The 18,213-nt window shown below is 37.2% G+C and carries 17 protein-coding genes; 14 read left to right on the forward strand and 3 right to left on the reverse strand.

What is annotated here, in order from left to right; all coding sequences use genetic code 11:
• Positions 1 to 36: 36 nt before the first annotated feature.
• Genes ABC255_RS12995 through ABC255_RS13005 form a run of 3 tightly spaced genes read left to right on the forward strand, consistent with a single transcriptional unit; the run spans position 37 to position 3,325 of the window.
• A complete protein-coding gene (locus ABC255_RS12995; RefSeq protein ID WP_412998553.1) occupies positions 37 to 918 on the forward strand; it encodes a carbohydrate ABC transporter permease in 882 nt (293 codons plus the stop codon).
• Complete coding sequence (locus tag ABC255_RS13000; protein ID WP_412994028.1) at positions 915 to 1,745, forward strand: carbohydrate ABC transporter permease; 831 nt, start codon at positions 915 to 917, stop codon at positions 1,743 to 1,745. The genes ABC255_RS12995 and ABC255_RS13000 overlap by 4 nt, the downstream gene beginning before the upstream one ends.
• A gap of 5 nt (positions 1,746 to 1,750) precedes the next feature.
• Positions 1,751 to 3,325, forward strand: a complete 1,575-nt coding sequence (locus tag ABC255_RS13005) for a glycoside hydrolase family 5 protein (protein ID WP_412994030.1) — start codon at positions 1,751 to 1,753, stop codon at positions 3,323 to 3,325.
• A gap of 141 nt (positions 3,326 to 3,466) precedes the next feature.
• On the opposite strand, the gene ABC255_RS13010 is transcribed toward ABC255_RS13005, so the two are convergent.
• On the reverse strand, positions 3,467 to 3,952 hold the full coding sequence (locus ABC255_RS13010; protein ID WP_412994031.1) for a nitroreductase family protein: 486 nt from the start codon (positions 3,950 to 3,952) through the stop codon (positions 3,467 to 3,469).
• A 105-nt stretch (positions 3,953 to 4,057) separates the two neighbouring features.
• Positions 4,058 to 4,423, reverse strand: a complete 366-nt coding sequence (locus ABC255_RS13015; protein WP_412994033.1) for a hypothetical protein — start codon at positions 4,421 to 4,423, stop codon at positions 4,058 to 4,060.
• Between the two features lie 228 nt (positions 4,424 to 4,651).
• Here ABC255_RS13015 and ABC255_RS13020 point away from each other — a divergent pair, with 228 nt between their 5' ends.
• The 6 genes from ABC255_RS13020 to ABC255_RS13045 all read left to right on the forward strand — a co-directional run bounded on the left by ABC255_RS13020 (position 4,652) and on the right by ABC255_RS13045 (position 8,918).
• Positions 4,652 to 4,780 (forward strand): hypothetical protein, encoded by a 129-nt coding sequence (locus ABC255_RS13020; protein ID WP_335535947.1) that lies wholly within the window; start codon positions 4,652 to 4,654, stop codon positions 4,778 to 4,780.
• 355 nt (positions 4,781 to 5,135) lie between these two features.
• The gene (locus tag ABC255_RS13025; protein ID WP_412994034.1) at positions 5,136 to 5,303 is read left to right on the forward strand and encodes a hypothetical protein; all 168 of its coding nucleotides are present in this window, start codon (positions 5,136 to 5,138) and stop codon (positions 5,301 to 5,303) included.
• A 144-nt stretch (positions 5,304 to 5,447) separates the two neighbouring features.
• Positions 5,448 to 6,356 (forward strand): ATP-binding protein, encoded by a 909-nt coding sequence (locus ABC255_RS13030; RefSeq protein WP_412994036.1) that lies wholly within the window; start codon positions 5,448 to 5,450, stop codon positions 6,354 to 6,356.
• Between the two features lie 13 nt (positions 6,357 to 6,369).
• Positions 6,370 to 6,831 (forward strand): DUF3237 domain-containing protein, encoded by a 462-nt coding sequence (locus tag ABC255_RS13035; RefSeq protein ID WP_412994037.1) that lies wholly within the window; start codon positions 6,370 to 6,372, stop codon positions 6,829 to 6,831.
• 63 nt (positions 6,832 to 6,894) lie between these two features.
• Positions 6,895 to 7,578: a GntR family transcriptional regulator gene (locus ABC255_RS13040; RefSeq protein ID WP_412994038.1), complete on the forward strand. Its 684-nt coding sequence runs from the start codon at positions 6,895 to 6,897 to the stop codon at positions 7,576 to 7,578.
• Between the two features lie 242 nt (positions 7,579 to 7,820).
• The gene (locus ABC255_RS13045; protein ID WP_412994040.1) at positions 7,821 to 8,918 is read left to right on the forward strand and encodes a tartrate dehydrogenase; all 1,098 of its coding nucleotides are present in this window, start codon (positions 7,821 to 7,823) and stop codon (positions 8,916 to 8,918) included.
• A gap of 74 nt (positions 8,919 to 8,992) precedes the next feature.
• On the opposite strand, the gene ABC255_RS13050 is transcribed toward ABC255_RS13045, so the two are convergent.
• Positions 8,993 to 11,047, reverse strand: a complete 2,055-nt coding sequence (locus ABC255_RS13050) for a 3-hydroxyacyl-CoA dehydrogenase/enoyl-CoA hydratase family protein (RefSeq protein ID WP_412994042.1) — start codon at positions 11,045 to 11,047, stop codon at positions 8,993 to 8,995.
• A 308-nt stretch (positions 11,048 to 11,355) separates the two neighbouring features.
• On the opposite strand from ABC255_RS13050, the gene ABC255_RS13055 reads away from it, so the two are divergent.
• From ABC255_RS13055 to ABC255_RS13075, 5 genes are all read left to right on the forward strand, one after another.
• The gene (locus ABC255_RS13055) at positions 11,356 to 13,560 is read left to right on the forward strand and encodes a helix-turn-helix domain-containing protein (RefSeq protein ID WP_412994043.1); all 2,205 of its coding nucleotides are present in this window, start codon (positions 11,356 to 11,358) and stop codon (positions 13,558 to 13,560) included.
• Between the two features lie 419 nt (positions 13,561 to 13,979).
• Positions 13,980 to 14,444, forward strand: a complete 465-nt coding sequence (locus ABC255_RS13060; RefSeq protein ID WP_412994045.1) for a MarR family winged helix-turn-helix transcriptional regulator — start codon at positions 13,980 to 13,982, stop codon at positions 14,442 to 14,444.
• Between the two features lie 139 nt (positions 14,445 to 14,583).
• Complete coding sequence (locus tag ABC255_RS13065) at positions 14,584 to 15,711, forward strand: CapA family protein (protein ID WP_412994047.1); 1,128 nt, start codon at positions 14,584 to 14,586, stop codon at positions 15,709 to 15,711.
• A gap of 32 nt (positions 15,712 to 15,743) precedes the next feature.
• Entirely contained in the window at positions 15,744 to 16,898 is a 1,155-nt protein-coding gene (locus tag ABC255_RS13070) for a 2-hydroxyacyl-CoA dehydratase subunit D (RefSeq protein WP_412994049.1), read from the forward strand.
• On the forward strand, positions 16,895 to 18,211 hold the full coding sequence (locus ABC255_RS13075) for a 2-hydroxyacyl-CoA dehydratase subunit D (RefSeq protein ID WP_412994051.1): 1,317 nt from the start codon (positions 16,895 to 16,897) through the stop codon (positions 18,209 to 18,211). The genes ABC255_RS13070 and ABC255_RS13075 overlap by 4 nt, the downstream gene beginning before the upstream one ends.
• Positions 18,212 to 18,213 lie beyond the last annotated feature (2 nt).

Below are 18,213 nucleotides of genomic sequence, written 5' to 3' on the forward strand. Positions count from 1 at the left end.
TTCGCCTCTTTTATTATCCTTTAGAAGGAAGGAATAATCATGTTTAGTAAACAAAAGGAAAATAGAATTTTATTATTATATGTTCTACCAGCACTTATCGCCTATCTTCTTTTTAAACTGTATCCTGCTCTTTTAGGGTTTTACTATTCATTAACAGATTGGAATGGAATTGATCAATCCTATGAAATGATTGGATTGGCTAACTTTAAAGAAATATTTGCAGACGTTTATTTTTGGGAATCAATCCAATTTACCCTTAAGTATGTAGTGGTCATATTAGTGGTATCGAATGTCTTAGCATTACTTCTGGCTGTTTTAATAGAATCCAGAATGAAAGCTAGAGGGTTATTTCGAACGCTGTTTTATATGCCTAATATGATTAGCATGATTATTGGCGGTTATATGTGGGTGTTTATTTTTACTAGGGTGATCTATTATCTTGCGGATAAATGGGGATTAGCCTTCCTTGATCAATCTTGGATTGGTGATCCACGTTATTCTTTTATAGCGATTATCATTGTATCGAGCTGGGGAACAGTAGGCTATCTAATGCTAATCTACATGGCTGCCCTCCAAGGTGTACCTCTTCAGCTGAAGGAAGCGGCAGTTTTAGATGGAGCGAATAGCTGGAATGTGTTTCGAAATGTCACCTTTCCGATGATTCAACATGCATTTACTATCTGTATTTTTTGGTCATTGAGCTCGGCATTCCAGGTGTTTGATGTGATTTATGCCTTAACAGGTGGAGGTCCCGGAAGAGCGACCCAATCGGTGGCAATGAATATTTATGAAGAGGCGTTTAAAGGCAATATAAGGTATGGATATGCCACAGCAAAATCAACTATTTTATTTGTCATCGTGTTCCTGCTCACATTGGCTCAACTTAAAATGATGAAAAGAAAGGAGCAGGAGTTATGAAAATAAAGCAGAAGGCAGGAAATTTAATCGTATATTCCATCCTAATCCTACTACTGATTTATTGGCTTTTCCCACTTTTCATCGCGATACTGAACTCCTTTAAAACAAATGGGGAGCTTTTAACCAATGTATTATCTTTACCTAAAGAATTACAGTTTGAAAACTATTTTCGGACCTTTGAAAAAATGAGCTATGCACGCAGTTTAATGAACACAGTCATTGTGGCGAGCATCGGTGTTTCTCTTATGATTCTTTTTTCTGCAATGGCAGGCTGGAGATTAGCTCGGACGAAAACGAAGCTGTCTACCTTTATTTTTGGTCTTTTCGTTTTCTCGATGTTGGTCCCATTCAGTTCGATTATGATTCCATTATATAAAACAATGTTAATGTTTAATATCAATAATTCCTTAATTGGGCTAGGTTTTGTATACGTTGGTCTAGGTGTAAGTATGGCTATTTTCCTCTATCACGGTTTTGTAAAAAGTATTCCTAAGGAGATAGAGGAATCTGCCCTAATGGATGGCTGTCGTCCATTTCAAATCTTTATCTATATCATTTTTCCATTATTGAAGCCGGTGACGGTGACCGTTTGTATAACCAATGTCCTCTGGATTTGGAATGATTTTTTACTGCCATTAATTGCTCTATCAAACAACGAAAAATATACACTCCTTCTATCCACAAATACATTATTTGGTCAGTACAGTAGTGATTGGAGTGCTATTTTAAGTGCTTTGATTCTAGCTGCGATTCCTGTGATTGTTTTTTATGTTATTTTTCAGAAGAGCATCCTTAAAGGCATTGCAGAAGGTGCGACGAAGGGGTGAAGAAGATGAACTTTATCAAAAGGGAGAACAGCTCTCTATTTAGCGGGGATGAACCGATTGTGCTTCGAGGCTTCGGGTTAGGGGGATGGCTTTTACCTGAAGGTTATATGTGGAAGTTATATACCAAATGTGATCGTCCTCGTCGGATGGAAAAACTAATCATTGAGCTCTGTGGTTCGAAGTATGCAGAGGATTTTTGGAAAACCTACTATTCTTCCTATATAACAGAATGGGATATCGAGCTGATCGCAAAAAAAGGATATAATTCTGTACGGCTTCCCTTAAATGCTCGTCACCTTTACGATAGGCAAAATCAACAATATAGCTGGAAAGAAGAGGGATTTAAATACATCGATCAACTGATTGCCTGGTGTAAAAAATATGGTATCTATATTATTCTGGATATGCATGGAGCACCTGGCGGACAAACAGGAACCAACATTGATGATAGTGCAGAGGATCAGCCTGAATTATTTAAGAACCGTCAAGATCGCCTTGATTTAATCGCCCTTTGGACCGAAATTGCAAGACGATACAAGGATGAAAGTATAATTGCCGGTTACGATTTATTAAATGAACCTTTACCGAATTGGTTTTCAAAATTCAATGATCAAGTTGTCCCATTATACAAAGAATTAATTCAAGCAATACGAAGTGTTGACCAACATCATCTAATAATCCTGGAAGGCGTTCATTGGGCAACAGATTTCTCTATATTTGATGGTGTAAGTATAGAAGAGTTAGATGCTAATATCATGCTGCAATTTCATAAATATTGGAGTCCGCCAGATCAAGAAAGCTTAGCTTGTTTTCTAGCTTATCGAGATCAATTGAATGTGCCCTTGTTCATGGGAGAGGGTGGAGAAAATAATCTTATGTGGTATTGTGCTATATTCCCGCTTTACGATAAATTGGACATTTCATGGTCTTTTTGGGCCTATAAAAAAATGGACAATGTCAACTCGCCTGTTTCCTTTTCTACTCCTAAGGGATGGAATAAATTAATCGAATATATAGATGGAGATATATCTATTTCTCAAAATGAAGCAGTTGAGATATTTAATGATTTTCTCCTGTGTATACAAAATCCAATGATTAATGATTCTGTTTTTAATAGTCTCATATGTCAAGTACCGATAAGGATTCATGGGGAATTCTATTTGCAATACTCTAATATAAGACCTCGAATAAAACAAGTTGAATTGCGTTTGCAAGATCCAGTACTTCTTTTGTTTGAAAATGGGAAAAGTGGAGTTCCAGATTACAAAAGACACGGCGGTGAGCCGGAGCCTAAGGAAGAAAATATCATTGTTGATATCTCAGAAGGAGAAGGTCTAGAATATGAATTTGTTACAGATAAATCATATCCTAATATCCAATTCTCAATTTTTGCAAGAGGAAATGGAGAACTCCAACTAGTCTGTGATCACTTTAGTTGTTTGTTACATGTAAATGGTGATTGGTCAGAGATTGATACACCATTGTTCATCAATCCTGAAACCAAAAAATATTCATTACATCTTCTTTGTAAAAGTGGTCAGCTTCAGTTAGATTATATTGATATAAAAATAGTGGCGTAGTAATTACTAGGTGATGTTTTGTAAAAAATAGAAACAGCCAGATAAGAAATAGGGGAATTGGCAAAAAAGAAGAAGAACTACCCTAGCGATAGTTCCTCTTTTTTCTGTCTAATTATGTGAAAAATTAAACTAACCCCTATCCTACAAAAGCTGCTTCAATTTATTTTCAATAGGTGTACGTTGCTTTGGTTCTGGAATCTCATTTGGATAACCAACACCAAAAACGCCAATTACATCATAATCATCCGGTACACCAAGGATTTCACGATTTTTCGGATTCCCTCCCATAGAAGACCAGAATGTTCCCACACCTTCTGACCATGCGGCTAAATTGAAGTTTTGAACGAAACATGCAGTAGCTAGTGTGTTTTCCTCTGTTTCACTATCAGTCTTACCATGCTTAGATAACACCGCTAACACAACTGGAGCATTACCGAAGTTTATTTTATGATTTAGTTTTGTTCTGGTCTCAGGACCGATCATATAAATTTCCCAAGGTTCTGTCATTTTATGATTAGGAGCCATAGCCGCGGCATTTAACCATGATTGAAGCTTATCAGGGTCAATAGGATCTGGTTTGAAATTTTTTATATTACGTCGAGTTTTCATTATTTCTAAGATATCCAAGTGTTTTTCCTCCAAGTCAATTTGTAAGTAATTTGTAGAACCAAATAAACGTCCTTATGGAACTTTCTCTAACATCACGAATTAATAAAGCCGAATCTAGTCAATTTATACCTTATCATTACTTTCATTCACACCATTTTCAGGTGACTCTGAAGAAGGGAATGATGATGTTTCCTTTTGATTATTAAACTCGAGTTCTTCTACTTCGTGCAGCTCAAATACTTGAATAAATTCACTAATTACCATTTCAATGGCTTTTAACTCCCCAACAAGAATGGGATTAATTGATTGAAGCTCTGGTGTAATGAGTTGTTGCTTTAATGTGGAGCGTTTAGTATTCAACATTTCTAGAAATGCTAGCGCTCTTCCACGTCTGAAAGTTTTGGCACCATGTTTATGATCTTTATGCTTATGCCCATCCCCGCGGTGATGCCTGTCTTTGTGATGACCCATATTTCCCTCGTTTCTCATCATAAAACTCCTTTCTAAGTATACAAATGTATACATTTCTTGTGTTTTATTGTATACGTTTGTATACAAAGAGTCAAGAAAATAAGCAATTGGAGATTTTAACGAATTAAAATTATTACGTTAAGAATAATAAAGAAGATGAATTTCAGTAATGATATCTCAAGGAAACCAATCTAAAGATAGGTTTCCTGCTAGCATAATGATATATCATAATTTGGAGGGGAAATCATGAGCAAAACAGAGGAATTGAATGAGGAATTGAAGGTCTTGACCAGTCGGCGTGATCGGATGCAGAAGAACCTTTATGAAGTGGAAAAACGTATTAATGAGATTGTTAATGAATTGAAAAAACAATAAAATGAATTTGACTACCCCGTTTTTTTAAACTTATCTTGTGTGAAAGATGACACACCAAAAGACACTCGTATGAGATTAGTAATAAAACCGTTCATATTAGAATGGAACCATGGATCCGAATTACAACCAATTTGAATCATTAAAGAAAAGATAGAAAATGCAGATGAGGAAGGATACTATATGTTCATCTGTCATCCTAGATATTTGGATGTCTATATTTACTTAGCTTCAGTTTCTACTGAGGCTATTTTTTATACAATCTAACCTGTAGCTTTATATTTCGGTAAAGCAAATATGATAGAATATAGGAAGTTTGATACAAATTAAGCTTCGGCTTTTAGCAGAAGGGATACGTATGAAGAAAAAAAATACTCAAATTAATCAAAAGGTATATTACAGCACAGTGTTATTGGTGATTGCACTTATGCTACTTGGGCTGTTTGCCGGTAATCCACTTCTGCATCATCCTGGACCAAGCTATATTACGCATGGTATATTAGTTTTCTTTTTTTCTATATGCTAAATAATTTACCCTTTATATAAATCGCATTTTCTTAGAATCATTATAATCGTCGTTGCATCTAGTTACTTTTATACCATCTTCTTTTTATATCCGAATACCTGGTCTAACTTTATATTTTTATGCTTTATTCCTGCGATTTCAATCTTGTTTTTTGATACAAAACTTTTTTATCTTTCCTTACTATTAAATACTTTCTCCATTATAAGTCTTTTTAGCTATATTGCCTTAAGTGATCGAGGAAATCTTTATCCTTATATAAGAGAAGATTTAATCGGAAATATTATTAACTTTTTAGGAAGCCAAGCCATTCTTTACTTTATTTTTTATTTATCGTATGGAAGGTTGGAGAAACAAAAGCTCTACTATGAGCAAATTAAACAAACAGAACGTCTGAAAACAACTGGGCAGCTGGCTGCAGCTGTGGCACATGAGATTAGAAATCCATTAACAGTTGTTAAAGGCTTCTTACAGATATATGAGAAAGATAATACATATAATGAAAATAGTAAGCAGCATTTTTCGTTAATGATTAATGAATTAAACACGGCAGAACAGGTAATTTCTCAATTTTTATCCATAGCCAAGCCCGACAAAGATAATGAAACGGAACTAGTAAATGTAAAAAATGTTCTTCAAAGTGTAACGGATTTACTCAACACATATGGCCTCATACATGACAATGAGATTATGCTAAGTATGGATGAGGATTGTTATATCGCTGCGAATACTATTGAATTTAAACAGCTATTAATTAATATTATTAAAAATGCCATAGAAGCATCCAAAGACGGTGATTCTGTTGTAGTTAGCGCTGAAAGTAAAAAGGGCTTAGTTGAAATTAAAGTGATTGATCGTGGACAAGGGATGTCAAAAGAAGAAATTGATTCCCTTGGTACTCCATTTTACTCGTTAAAAAGTAAAGGAACGGGTCTAGGAATGATGATTTGCTTTAATATTGCTGCAAAGTATAAAGGAACCATCCACTTTGATAGCGAAAAAGGGAAGGGAACCACGGTTACGATTCGGTTTCCAGTAACAATTAAAAAATATTAAGGTGGGAAAAATTTTGACTACAAAAACATCACTTGAGGAAGTATTTAGTGTTTTTATTGAGGTTGATAAACCTATTGTAGTGGGGCAGGATGAAATTGTCGGGAGAAGGCAGCTAATTCCTATATTGTCAGGTGAAGTAATTGGAAATGGTTTTAATGGCAAGGTTTTACCGGGAGGGATCGATAGTCAAATTATTCGTCCAGATGGAAAATGTGAACTTTCCGCTAGATATGCAATAAGGCTAGAGGATGGTGCTGCCATTTACATAGAAAACAATGGAATACGGACAGTTCCTAAGGAATATGTGGAAGATGTAAAATCAGGTAAGTTTGTGGATCCTGATGTTTACTATTTTCGAACCATTCCAACTTTTGAGGTATATGATGAAAAATATAAATGGTTGATGAATCACATCTTTGTATGCTATGCCACTAGATTACCAGATAAAGTTTTATTAAAGTTCTATAAAGCCTGATTGTTTGCACTTATAAAATAATATAAACTTTAAACATATGTAAAAGTAAAAAAGGATGAGACTATGAGTGATTTTGCTATAGAAAAACCTGTACCATATTATGAAAAATTATATCATACAATTAAGAAAATGATATTTGAAGGAAAATTAAAGCCAGGCGATCGGATTATTGAGACCCAACTAGCTAAAGATTTTAATGTGAGTAAAAGTCCAGTAAGAGAAGCTATACGAATCTTAGAAAAAGAAGGACTTGTAATAGTTGATCAAAAATCAAGAGTTATGGTCTACCAACCAACGATGAAAGACGTTGAGGAAATTTATTTTTGCCGTATGGCGCTTGAATCTTTTGCAGTTGAATTAGTTACTAGAATTGCTACAAACGATGAATTAGATGAAATTGAAAAAACTCTGATGCATACAGAACAGGCAATTCGTGATTCACAAAAAAATGATACTATTATTACTCTTAATGAGTTATTTCACAGTTTAATCATCAATTACACTCAAAACAGTCGATTACAAAAACAACTAAATGATTTGAAATCACTTATATACTTCTTTCGAGTTTTAAACACTCAGGGAGAAAATCGTGCAGATAATATTCTTAATCAACATCGTAAAATATTTGAATGTATTAAAAGGAGAGAAGCTGACCAGGCTTCGCAGGCAATGATTAATCATTTAAAACTTGATTTAGAACATTTAACTGAAATACTATCTAATTCTTATGAAGAGACAAAACTATAATCTTTAAGGTTATGGTTTTTTGTTTGCTTTTCTTTAATTTTTACAAATAAAGTGGCCAATCCTTTTAAAAATACTATACAAAGTTTTAATGTGTTTTATGGAAATTTCTACGAATGTTAGAAAATTATAAAAACTACTTGCGGAATAATATGCCTTATTGTAGAATCAAAACATAGATACAGTCGACTGGATACTGGCGACCGATTTTCTTGAACACTTTTAGAATAGTGAGGAGAATGAGGATGAAAACATTAAAGATTGCTAACATTCCTGGAGATGGAATTGGGAAAGAAGTTGTTTTGGCAGCAACCGAAGTTTTGAAAACGCTATCTGACATCCATGGTTGCTTAAAGTTTGAGTTTACAAATTTCCCTTGGAGCTGTGAGTACTATCTTGAACATGGTAAAATGATGCCTGAAGATGGTCTTGAGAGATTAAAAGATTTTGATAGTATTTTTTTAGGAGCAGTAGGTAACTTAAAACTTGTACCTGATCATATTTCATTATGGGGCCTTCTAATTAAAATCCGTCGTGAATTTGAACAAGTCATTAATATTCGTCCAGCAAAAGTAATTGATGGTGTTAAGTCTCCTTTATTAAATCCAAAAGACTTTGACTTAATTGTTGTTCGAGAAAATAGTGAAGGCGAATATAGCTCTGTTGGGGGAAAAATCTATCAAGGTGAAGATCAAATAGCCATTCAGAATGCTATTTTTTCAAGAAAAGGGACAGAAAGGGCCATGCGTTATGCTTTTGAATTAGCAAAGAAGCGTAAAAAGCATGTAACGAGTGCAACGAAATCTAACGGAATCATTCATTCTATGCCTTTTTGGGATAATGTGTTTGAAGAAGTATCAAAAGATTATCCAGAAATAAGTACCGACTCACAACATATTGATGCTTTATCAGCATTTTTCGTTACCCATCCTGACAGATTTGACGTTATTGTAGCAAGTAATTTGTTTGGGGATATTTTGACAGATTTAGGTGCGGCTATCATGGGAAGCATCGGAATTGCTCCAGCGGCGAATATCAATGTAAATGGAAAATATCCTTCCATGTTTGAACCTGTTCATGGTTCAGCTCCGGACATCGTAGGAAAAGGTATTGCAAATCCAATTGGTCAGATTTGGACAGCAAAAATGATGTTGGATCACTTTGGTGAAGAAGAACTCGGAAGCACATTATTGAATGTTGTGGAAAGCGTTACGAGGGATGGATTTTTAACACCGGACATTGGTGGAAAGTACACGACTAAAGAGGTAACGGATGAAATCATTAACCGTCTTAAAGTTGTGGATAAAAAGGGAATTAATACTCAAATCGTTAAACTTCCTTAAAAAGGACTTGGGTATGGTATCCAATTAAAGAAAATAACCTAAAGGAGTTAGCAATCATCCTTTAGGTTATTTTTTTATATCCTACTTTTTAATTTTCCTTTATATTTCGGAGGCTTTCCTGGAGGGGACTGTAACCCTGTCAGCGCATCCTCAGTTGAAAAGATCTCAATAAGACGGTTTAACTCCAGAGTTATCGCTTCCTCAATGGTGACTTTGGATTGTGCATTAATCAGCTCATTTACCATGGAGAGTGCGATTGGCGCCTTAACGGCCAAGATTTTTGCTGTCTGTTCAGCAAACTTTTCATCAATATCCGTAACTTGAATGCCTTCTAAGAGACGTTGGACATTCGATACGGAGCAGATTGCTTTACGATCAGCAAAAGTTTCAGGAATTTCACGGTCACGGTACTTGTTGACTCTTTCCGCAAAAGCTAATTCTCTAATGGCCGAATCAATATTTGCCGGCTCGGTAAGAAGTGATACGATGCCTAATTGATAGGCTTCAGCAGCTTTTAATGTTTTGCCAGTAAATACATAATACTTAGTTAGTTCTGGTCCAACATGTCTTTCCATCCGAATCATTCCACCTAAACCAGGATAGATTCCAATTCCTGTTTCTGGGAATCCTAGGGAACCTGCAGGTGTTGCTACAATTTTCTGACAAGCCAAGGCAAGCTCGCTGCCTCCACCGAGTGACAAACCATCAAGAACGGCAATTGTCAGCTTATGTGAGTTTTCTAATCTCAAAAGGAGCTCATGTCCCTTAAGAGTAAACTCAACTGTTTTATTAAGAGTGTTGTTTGTAATGTTATTAATAAAGAATTTGATATCCGCGCCTGCAATAAAGGCCTTTCCAGCGCCTTGAATGGCAATGGCTTTAACTTGCGGATTGTTTTCAGCTTCATCAAATCTATTCTCAAGCTGGGCAACAACGTCAGGATTTATTGCATTCATTGCTTCTGGACGGTTAATGGTAATATAGGCAATGTTCTCCTTAATTTCTAGATCAACAAAATTGAATTCAAAGGGTTGTCCGGATTTGGCTTGCTTCTCAAGAAGTTTGGATACCTTGAAGTCCGGATTGTGCTCGAGGAGAGCTAAGGCATTCTCGTACACTTTTTCAACGCCAACTTTGTTCATAAGTTCGAATGGACCATAACGCCAACGAAGTCCGATTTTTGCGCCACGATCTGTATCTTCAATACTAGCAACGCCTTGTTCAACAAGTTCAGCAGCAACTCCTAATGTCGCCCCATACAACCGGTTAACGACAGCATCTATCTTCGTTTCATCAACCTCACCGGAAAGATCCCAATTGGTTTTCAAATTCATTTGCTGCTTAAGAAGCTCTGCTGTTGCATAGAAAGGTCCAATTTCATTCCCTAGTGTTGTCGAGGCGTGAACGGCAATCGGAATTCCGGTTACATTCATGAGCTCAAAGGGACCCATTCCTATTGAAAATGCCTTTTTTGTAGCGCTTTCAATAGTTGGTATGTTGGCAATTTCTTCTTCAAGTATCCGTACCGATTCATTAAGGAAAACAACAAAAAATCGATTGACTGCAAAACCAGGAGTGTCTGCTACCACAATATTGGTTTTTCCGTGCAGCTTACCAATAAGAAGAACTTTTTCCAAAGTTTCTTTACTGGTTCCTTCATGGGGAACGATCTCTAGCAAACGATTTTTTGCAGGATGATAGAAGTAATGCATTCCTATAAATCTATCAGGTCGATTTGTATATTTTGCAATTTTGTGAACAAAAAAACTAGAAGTGTTGGTTGCGAATATGGTTTTGGAGTGGCAAATGGTATCAAGACGCTGGAATAGCTGCCCTTTTACATCTATGTCTTCGAAGACGGCTTCAACAACCAGATCAGCATCGGTAAGGTCCTCAAGGGAAGTTGTCCCCTTCACACGCAAAAGTGTCGAATCAACTTGTGCTTGGGTAAATACCTTTCGCTCCAATCCCTCCTGTAGTGTCTTTCTAATAGATTCCATTCCTCTTTGTACAAATTCATCTTTTACATCAACAAGAATGACTTGGAATCCCTCTTGAGCCATCTTTTGTGCGATCCCAGAACCCATGTTTCCTGCACCGACCACACCAACCTTAAAGGTAGCTGTCATAGTATTCAACCCTTTCTCTATTCTATTTTTAATTCTAAATTTGTTATATGAAGCATGTTTACATTATAAAATCTTCCTAAAATTAATTGTACGTTCAACCTGGCCGAAACTAGTTGTGTTTTTCGTACATAGTGTACGATAATATTCTTTGAATTTGCCAGAGTTGGTCAGTCACATGATCAACTTTTTTGCAATTTTTCCTACGAAGAGATGAAAAAATATAATTATTTATAAATTATGATTGTTTGAATATTATAAAAATTAGTATAATTTAATTAATAAGCTATTTTCGGTAAAGGGGTGTTCATATGATTCATGTGGAGAGAAATCGAAGAATCGGAAATATTGATTCTCATTTAAGGAAAACCGCTAGACAACTTGTTAAATTCAACACTGTCGATGAAACACTTCATTATCTTATAGAATCCTTTTGGGAGCAGTTTGGATGCGATTATGTTTCGATTATCTTAAAAAATGATGAGTTTTTGACTATTAGAGTGAGCAAAGGAAGTGGATCAACGTTTGAGAAGGCGTTTCCGCTCGATCGCACACGATGCTCTGAACTCATCTTAACAGAGCCAACCTGCTGCTATGACGATATGAGTGATCGGGTGAAAAGTGATTTTTTGAAACATATAGAAGATGAAGGATTTGCTACCTGGTTTACTGTTCCTATAAAAGAAAGCGGTTCCGAAAGTTTGGGCGTTTGTGTGATCGGCTACTTGCAACAGGTTCCCCTCATACTTAACGCAAGTAAGCTATTTGAAGAATTTGGAAAGGATATCGCAGCTGCCATTGGGATAGCCCAGGGGAAGGAAAATGAGAAGAAACAAATCCAGGGAATGGAATGGCTGAAGGAAAATGTGTATCTCGGTTCTTCCATTGAGCAGCTAGTGGCTAATATCACAAAAAGGGCAGGAAAAGGGACAGGTGCTGAATCATCTATTGTCTATCTTTATGACGAGATGCAAAATTGTTTCCTCTATCAACCTCCTTCCTTTGGACCTTTGGTTTCCAAGACCCAAATTAAACTCGAAGAAGACAATAACTTATTTCATTATTTTCCTTTTTTAGATCGGGAAGGTGGTAGTGAAATTACGATACCACTCATCGTTAATCTTAAAACCATCGGCGTGCTTCATGTTGTCAATAAAGAAAAAGGTCTTTTTTCTAGAGAAGATTTAGAGTTATTGCAGTTTCTGTCTTCACACATTTCGATTCTTATTGAAAATGCCCGTTTATATAAAACGGAAATGGAAGATAAGCGTCGTTTGGAGCAGCTCATGGTTCATCAACAGGAATTAGTTAAACGGACATTGGTAGGGGAAGGATTCAATGAAATTACTTCATCGCTGTCCGAGATGCTTGGTCGCACAGTCGTGTTATTTGACCGATTTCTAAGACCTATCTCTTTTCGTTCAACAGAGGATCAAGGAGAGGTCCTCGAGCAGGTATTTGCTCTTGTTAATAAAGAAAAGTGGAAAATCCTTAATTCGAACAGTCGGGAGAAGTGGCTTAAACTTGATTCACTAAGTGAATTTGCCGTATGGAGAGTAATGGGAGGAGGAGATCTCCTCGGATTTTTAGGAATAAAAATCAATAAGAAGGAATTGGACATGCTTGTGCGCATTGCCTTGAATCATGCATTGGACGTTTATGCGATTCAGTTTATCAAGCAGAAGCTTGTTTTGGATGTGAAAGAGCAGGTAAAGGATGGTTTTATCCATCAGTTATTTTCTGAAAAGATAGAAGATAGGGAGAAGTTAATTGAATATGCTTATTTGTTCAACGTCAATATTTTCGAACCAAACAAAGTGGCTTTATTCTCCATCGAATCAAAAGATTGGTTATCTGGGGAAGAAGATTTATTGACGATAGAATCAAAAAAGACATGGCTTTGGGAACGTATCAGGGAGGATTTGATGCAATATGAACCAGGATTGATGATTTCAAGAAGGGCTGGGCAGTATGTGCTGATAATTTCCGAGAAGAAAGAGTTAGAGAAAAAGGATTTTTGGAGTACCATCCATTCCCGAATGAAAAAGATTATTAAGGCAAATATGCAAGGTATGGATGTCTTTATTGGCATAAGCAAGGGGACGAGTTCCTTAGAAGACTATTACACGTGCTACCGCCAAGCGCTGCAAGCACTTAAGATTGTCATCCATAATTACCCGAGCAAGCAATTCCTCACGTTTGATAGCTTAGGTTCTTACTCTGTTCTATACAATCTGCAAGATGCTTTTTCCGCCCACATGTTTTTCAAAAACTACTTCAATCCGTTATTTGAGTATGGGAATGGTAAGGGCAAAGATCTGTTCGATACACTGCGCGTCTATTTAATGATGAACGGGAATTTGAAAGAGACAGCGGAACATTTATTTATTCACCGAAGTTCTTTGAAATACAGATTAGAAAAAATTAGGGATATATTACAATTGAATATCGATGATGCTGAAGAAAGGTTTAATTTGATGCTAGCCTACAAACTCTATGATTTGTATGAAAGGTAGGACCTCTAGGTCATCATGACGGAAAATAATAATTAAATTCCTTCACCAAGTAGGTGTAATTTATATTACAACCATATTAATATTATTAAAAACAAATGCATGAAATTTGAATTGCTTTTTTCACCAAAAAACGGTTTGTACTTTTCTGAATATAACTTATAATCTGATTAGTTATATTTTTCAAAAAAAAAATATTCAAACAAATGTTCAAAAACTTAGCTCGTGAGTTTTTGCATATGCAAGCATTTTCTATTTAAAGTTAATTGTAAGCGTTTTTATGAAGCTGAAGGCTGTTTATGTGCTTTACCCCTTGTAGTAAGTAGTTGTCACGTCGTTTTTTTTAGCCATTTGTTTAGTTTAACTAACTAAATATTAAACAGGATGAACCATCATTAAGAAGTGTTATAGGAGGGTTTCAGATGTCCTTTATCGATAGAGATAAATGGTATGGGTCTTTAATTAAGAGAATATATCGCAATGTCGATCTCATATTTAGTCAATATGGAGCAAAATTCGGCTTGAATACGTCCCAGTTACAGGTATTAGTCAGTTTGTGGACAAGTGAGAATCGAGGGTTGACACAGAAAGAATTAGTAGAAATTCTAGGCTTTAAACCAGCTTCTGTAACAGCGCTGATTAATTCGATGGAGTCTAAGGGTCTTATTTATCGTAAATTAGATCCGCAAGATGCTCGTGTCAATCGGATTTTCCTGACAATGAAGGGAATTGAAATGGAAGAATTTCATCTCAAGCAAGTAGATGTAATTGAAAAGTGTTTAACCTATAACTTTACCGACGACGAATTGAAAGTGATGCAGATTCAGTTAAAAAAAATGCTTAATAACCTTGAGACTAGTCTAGAAAACGTTAAGATTCATAGTTAGTGTCTTTCGTAACTACTTGGCACTTCTATAACTAGTAAACTTGGATTTGGCTACGAATGCTAAAATCCTTTCCTCAATCTATTTAGTTAACTAACTAAATATGTGAAGGGATTCTACTTATGTAGTAAGGAGGAAATCAATGACTAAAAAAACGGTAGATTTCATTGCAGTAGGAGATATCATACTTGGATCTAATTGTGATTACTTATTTGAAAATGCAAGATCATTGTTTGATGATTCTGATTTAGTAGTAGGTCAGCTGGAAGTAACTCACACAGAAAGGGATGCACATGCGGTATCTTTAGGTCGCATACCACAAAACCTTAAACCGATAGCCGATGCAGGAATTGATGTATTGACTTTAGCTGGAAACCATTTAATGGACTATGGTGAGGAAGGCATTGAAGACACAATCAATTGGCTGAACCAGAATCAAATCAAGTATCTTGGAGCAGGAATGGATTTAACAGAAGCTCGAAGACCGCTCATAACAGAGCGGAACAATACAAGAATCGGATTTCTTAACTACAATTGTGTCGGACCTAAAGAAACGTGGGCAGGGTCTCGGAAGGCCGGTAATGCCTACATCCACATTATTACCCATTATGCCTTGGATCACGCGAATCCAGGAGGACTACCTAAGATATATACATATGCTGAGCCAAAAACCATGGGGTGGATGAAGGAGGACATTAAGAAGCTGAAGGAACAATGTGATTTTGTGGTAGTTGCCCTCCATAAAGGACTCGTTCATACTCCAGCAAGTTTGGTAGAGTACGAACAACAGGTATCCTACGAAGCAATAGATGCTGGTGCCGATCTTATTATCTCCCATCACTCTCATATTTTAAAAGGGGTGGAATGGTATAAAGGCAAACCTATATTTCATGGCTTATGCAATGGTTTCGTGTATCTTCCGATGGAAGCACTCCATACGGGGCCGCTGCCAGAAAATTGGGCGGAAAGACGAAAAGCGATGTTTGGCTTCGAGCCTGACCAAGAATATACAACTTATCCCTTTCATCCAGAGGCAAAATTTACGATGTTTGCTAAATGTACGATTGATAAAAATGAGATTACTAGAGCTGCTGTTATTCCGTGCTTTGTCAATAAAACGGGCCAGCCTGAGCTGGTAGGAAGATCGAAAAAAGGTCAAGAAATGCTTGATTATTTAAGAAGCATTACCGAAAAAGTTGGGTTGAAAACGGAATACGAGTGGGATGGAGAAGAAATTCTTGTAGTGAATAGATTAGTGAATAACAAGTGAACTTATATCTTAATTCGTAAGGAGGGTTTCAAGTGTTACTTCAATCTCAAGCCTATCAAGCATTGTATCAAGCTTACCAGCACAGAGACAAAACAGCCCTGCAATGGAAACAAAGAGGGAAACAATTAGTAGGCTGTTTTGGAACAGACGTCCCAGAGGAAGTGTTAATCGCAGCTGATATTATACCAGTGAGAGTGTTCGGAAACCCGGACAAAAGAGTAGAAATAGCAGATCAATATCTGGAAAAAGGCTTTGATCCCTATACCGTTTCTCAGTTTGATCAAATTGTAAACGGAGCTTATTCATATTTGGATCGTTTGGTCATTTCAAATTCTTCGGATGCAATCATTAGAGTCTACTATTATTTAAGAGCGATAAGAAAAGTAGAGTCTAAGAATCATGTTCCTCCCTTGTACTTTTTCGATTTTTTGCATACCCCGTTTCGAATGAGCGGTTTGTATAATCGAAACCGGTTAAAAGCCTTTATTCGTGAAGTCGAAGCTTGGACCGGTAAGGAGATAACGAATCAAAAATTGGAGTATGCCATTAACCTATGTAATGAAACTAGAAAGCTACTTAAAGAGATAATGGAATTGAGAGATTCTGAAACACCTAGAATTAGCGGGACCCAAGCTTTACATATTATAGGTTCATCCATGGTTATGCCGAGAGAAGAGTATAACTCATTGTTGAAGCAACTGTTAAATGAAATAAAAGGAACTCCAGCTCTTGGAGGCACACCTATTTTTGTAACAGGAAGTGCTCAAGATCATCCCTATCTTTACGAGTGGGTCGAGTCCAATGGGGGAGTTGTGGTAGGTGAAGATCACGAGATGGGAGATCGCCATGCTCAAGGTTTTATTGATACACAGGCAGATCCGGTCGATGGAATCGTGGACCGTTATCACCTTCGTCCACCCGTATCAGGTCAGGCAACCGTAACCCAACGAGTGGAAAGCCTGGTTGAACAAGTGAAAAATACGAAGGCAAAAGCCGTTGTTTTTTATGTTTACGAGAAGCATGATGCCATATCCTGGGATTACCCGTCACAACGTAAAGCCTTAGAGGCTCAAGGAGTATCGGTCTTGTTATTAGAGGATCAGCCTTATGGACCGATAACAGAGGAAAGTAAGCGGAAGTTGTCTGAATTTATTGTATCCATGAAAGGGAGGGTCAACATAAGATGACAGAACAATCAAATCCAACCTTGCTACCAAAATCTGGTTCGCGAGTGAGTGTAAAGAAACTGAAAACAGCAGCCCGGGCAACGGCCTATCAGAAAGAGTGGTTCATGGGCCTAAAGGAAAGAGTGGCAGCGGGCGAACCCTTAGCTGTGGTCAATGCCGATGTTCCTCAAGAAATTTTGCGTGCGATGGATATTCCCTATGTGGTTAATCAATGGTGGTCGTCAGTATGCTCAGCCAAACAAAAGGCTCCTTATTATCTAGATTTGCTCAATGAAAAAGGCTACCGACAGGATTTGTGCCGTTATTGCTCTTTGGCCCTTGCTTCTTCCTTTGATCCCGAGCCAGAGAAGGGTCCTTGGGGCGGATTGCCTAAACCAACGGTTGCAATTACTCGTTTAACGTGTGATTCACAAGCAAAAATCTTTGAATTGCTTGCAAGGGAATATGGAGTTCCGTTTTATCCGCTTGAGAATACCGTGCCCTTGCAAATTCCTGATGAATGGTGGACGAAGGCTAGCAGGAACTGGGATGAGCTCTTTGAACCACATCGTCTGGATTTACTGGTTGAGGATTTTAAGGGATTGATCAGATTTCTAGAAACAAACACGGGTAAAACGTTTAGTGAAACCCGTTTTAAAAAGGTAATGAGTCTGGTTAATGAACAGGCTGAGTATAACAAAAAGACTCGTGACCTCATCGCCAAAACGGTCCCAGCTCCTGTCAGTATTACGGATACCGTACAAACAGTTATGGTTCCACAATGGCAGCGCGGTACAGAGTGGGCTGTTGATATTGCCAGATCTTTATATGAGGAAGTTAGTGAGCTGGTTGAACGTGGAGAATCAGCCAATCCAAATGAACGAGTTCGACTAGCATGGGTTGGACGAGGATTATGGTTTAATCTCGGGTTTTATCAGCATTTCGAGAAAAAGTATGGTGCTTCCTTTATTTGGTCCATTTATTTGGGTTTAGCAGCAGACGCCTATGCCAGATACGGAGAAGATCCGTTGCGCACATTAGCCAGCCGTTTTGTCGGTATGGAGGATATGCTGCATATGCCTCCTTGGAACAGTGACTGGTATGTGAAGGAAGCGAAGCTGAACAAAATTGATGGTGTCGTCCACTTGATTTCAGACAGCTGCACGCAGGGGGCAGGAGGCACTTATTTTATTAAAAAAGCATTTGAAGATGCTGGTATTCCTGTACTCCAATTAAGAGCAGATCCAGTGGATGCGCGCTCTTGGGATGACTCTGCCATGATTCAAGAACTTGAACAATTCTTGGAGGAACGTGTAAAGGTTAAACCTGAATAAAA

Origin of the sequence: Neobacillus canaveralius, assembly GCF_047237705.1 — a bacterium.
GTDB classification, from domain to species: domain Bacteria; phylum Bacillota; class Bacilli; order Bacillales; family Cytobacillaceae; genus Neobacillus; species Neobacillus niacini_K.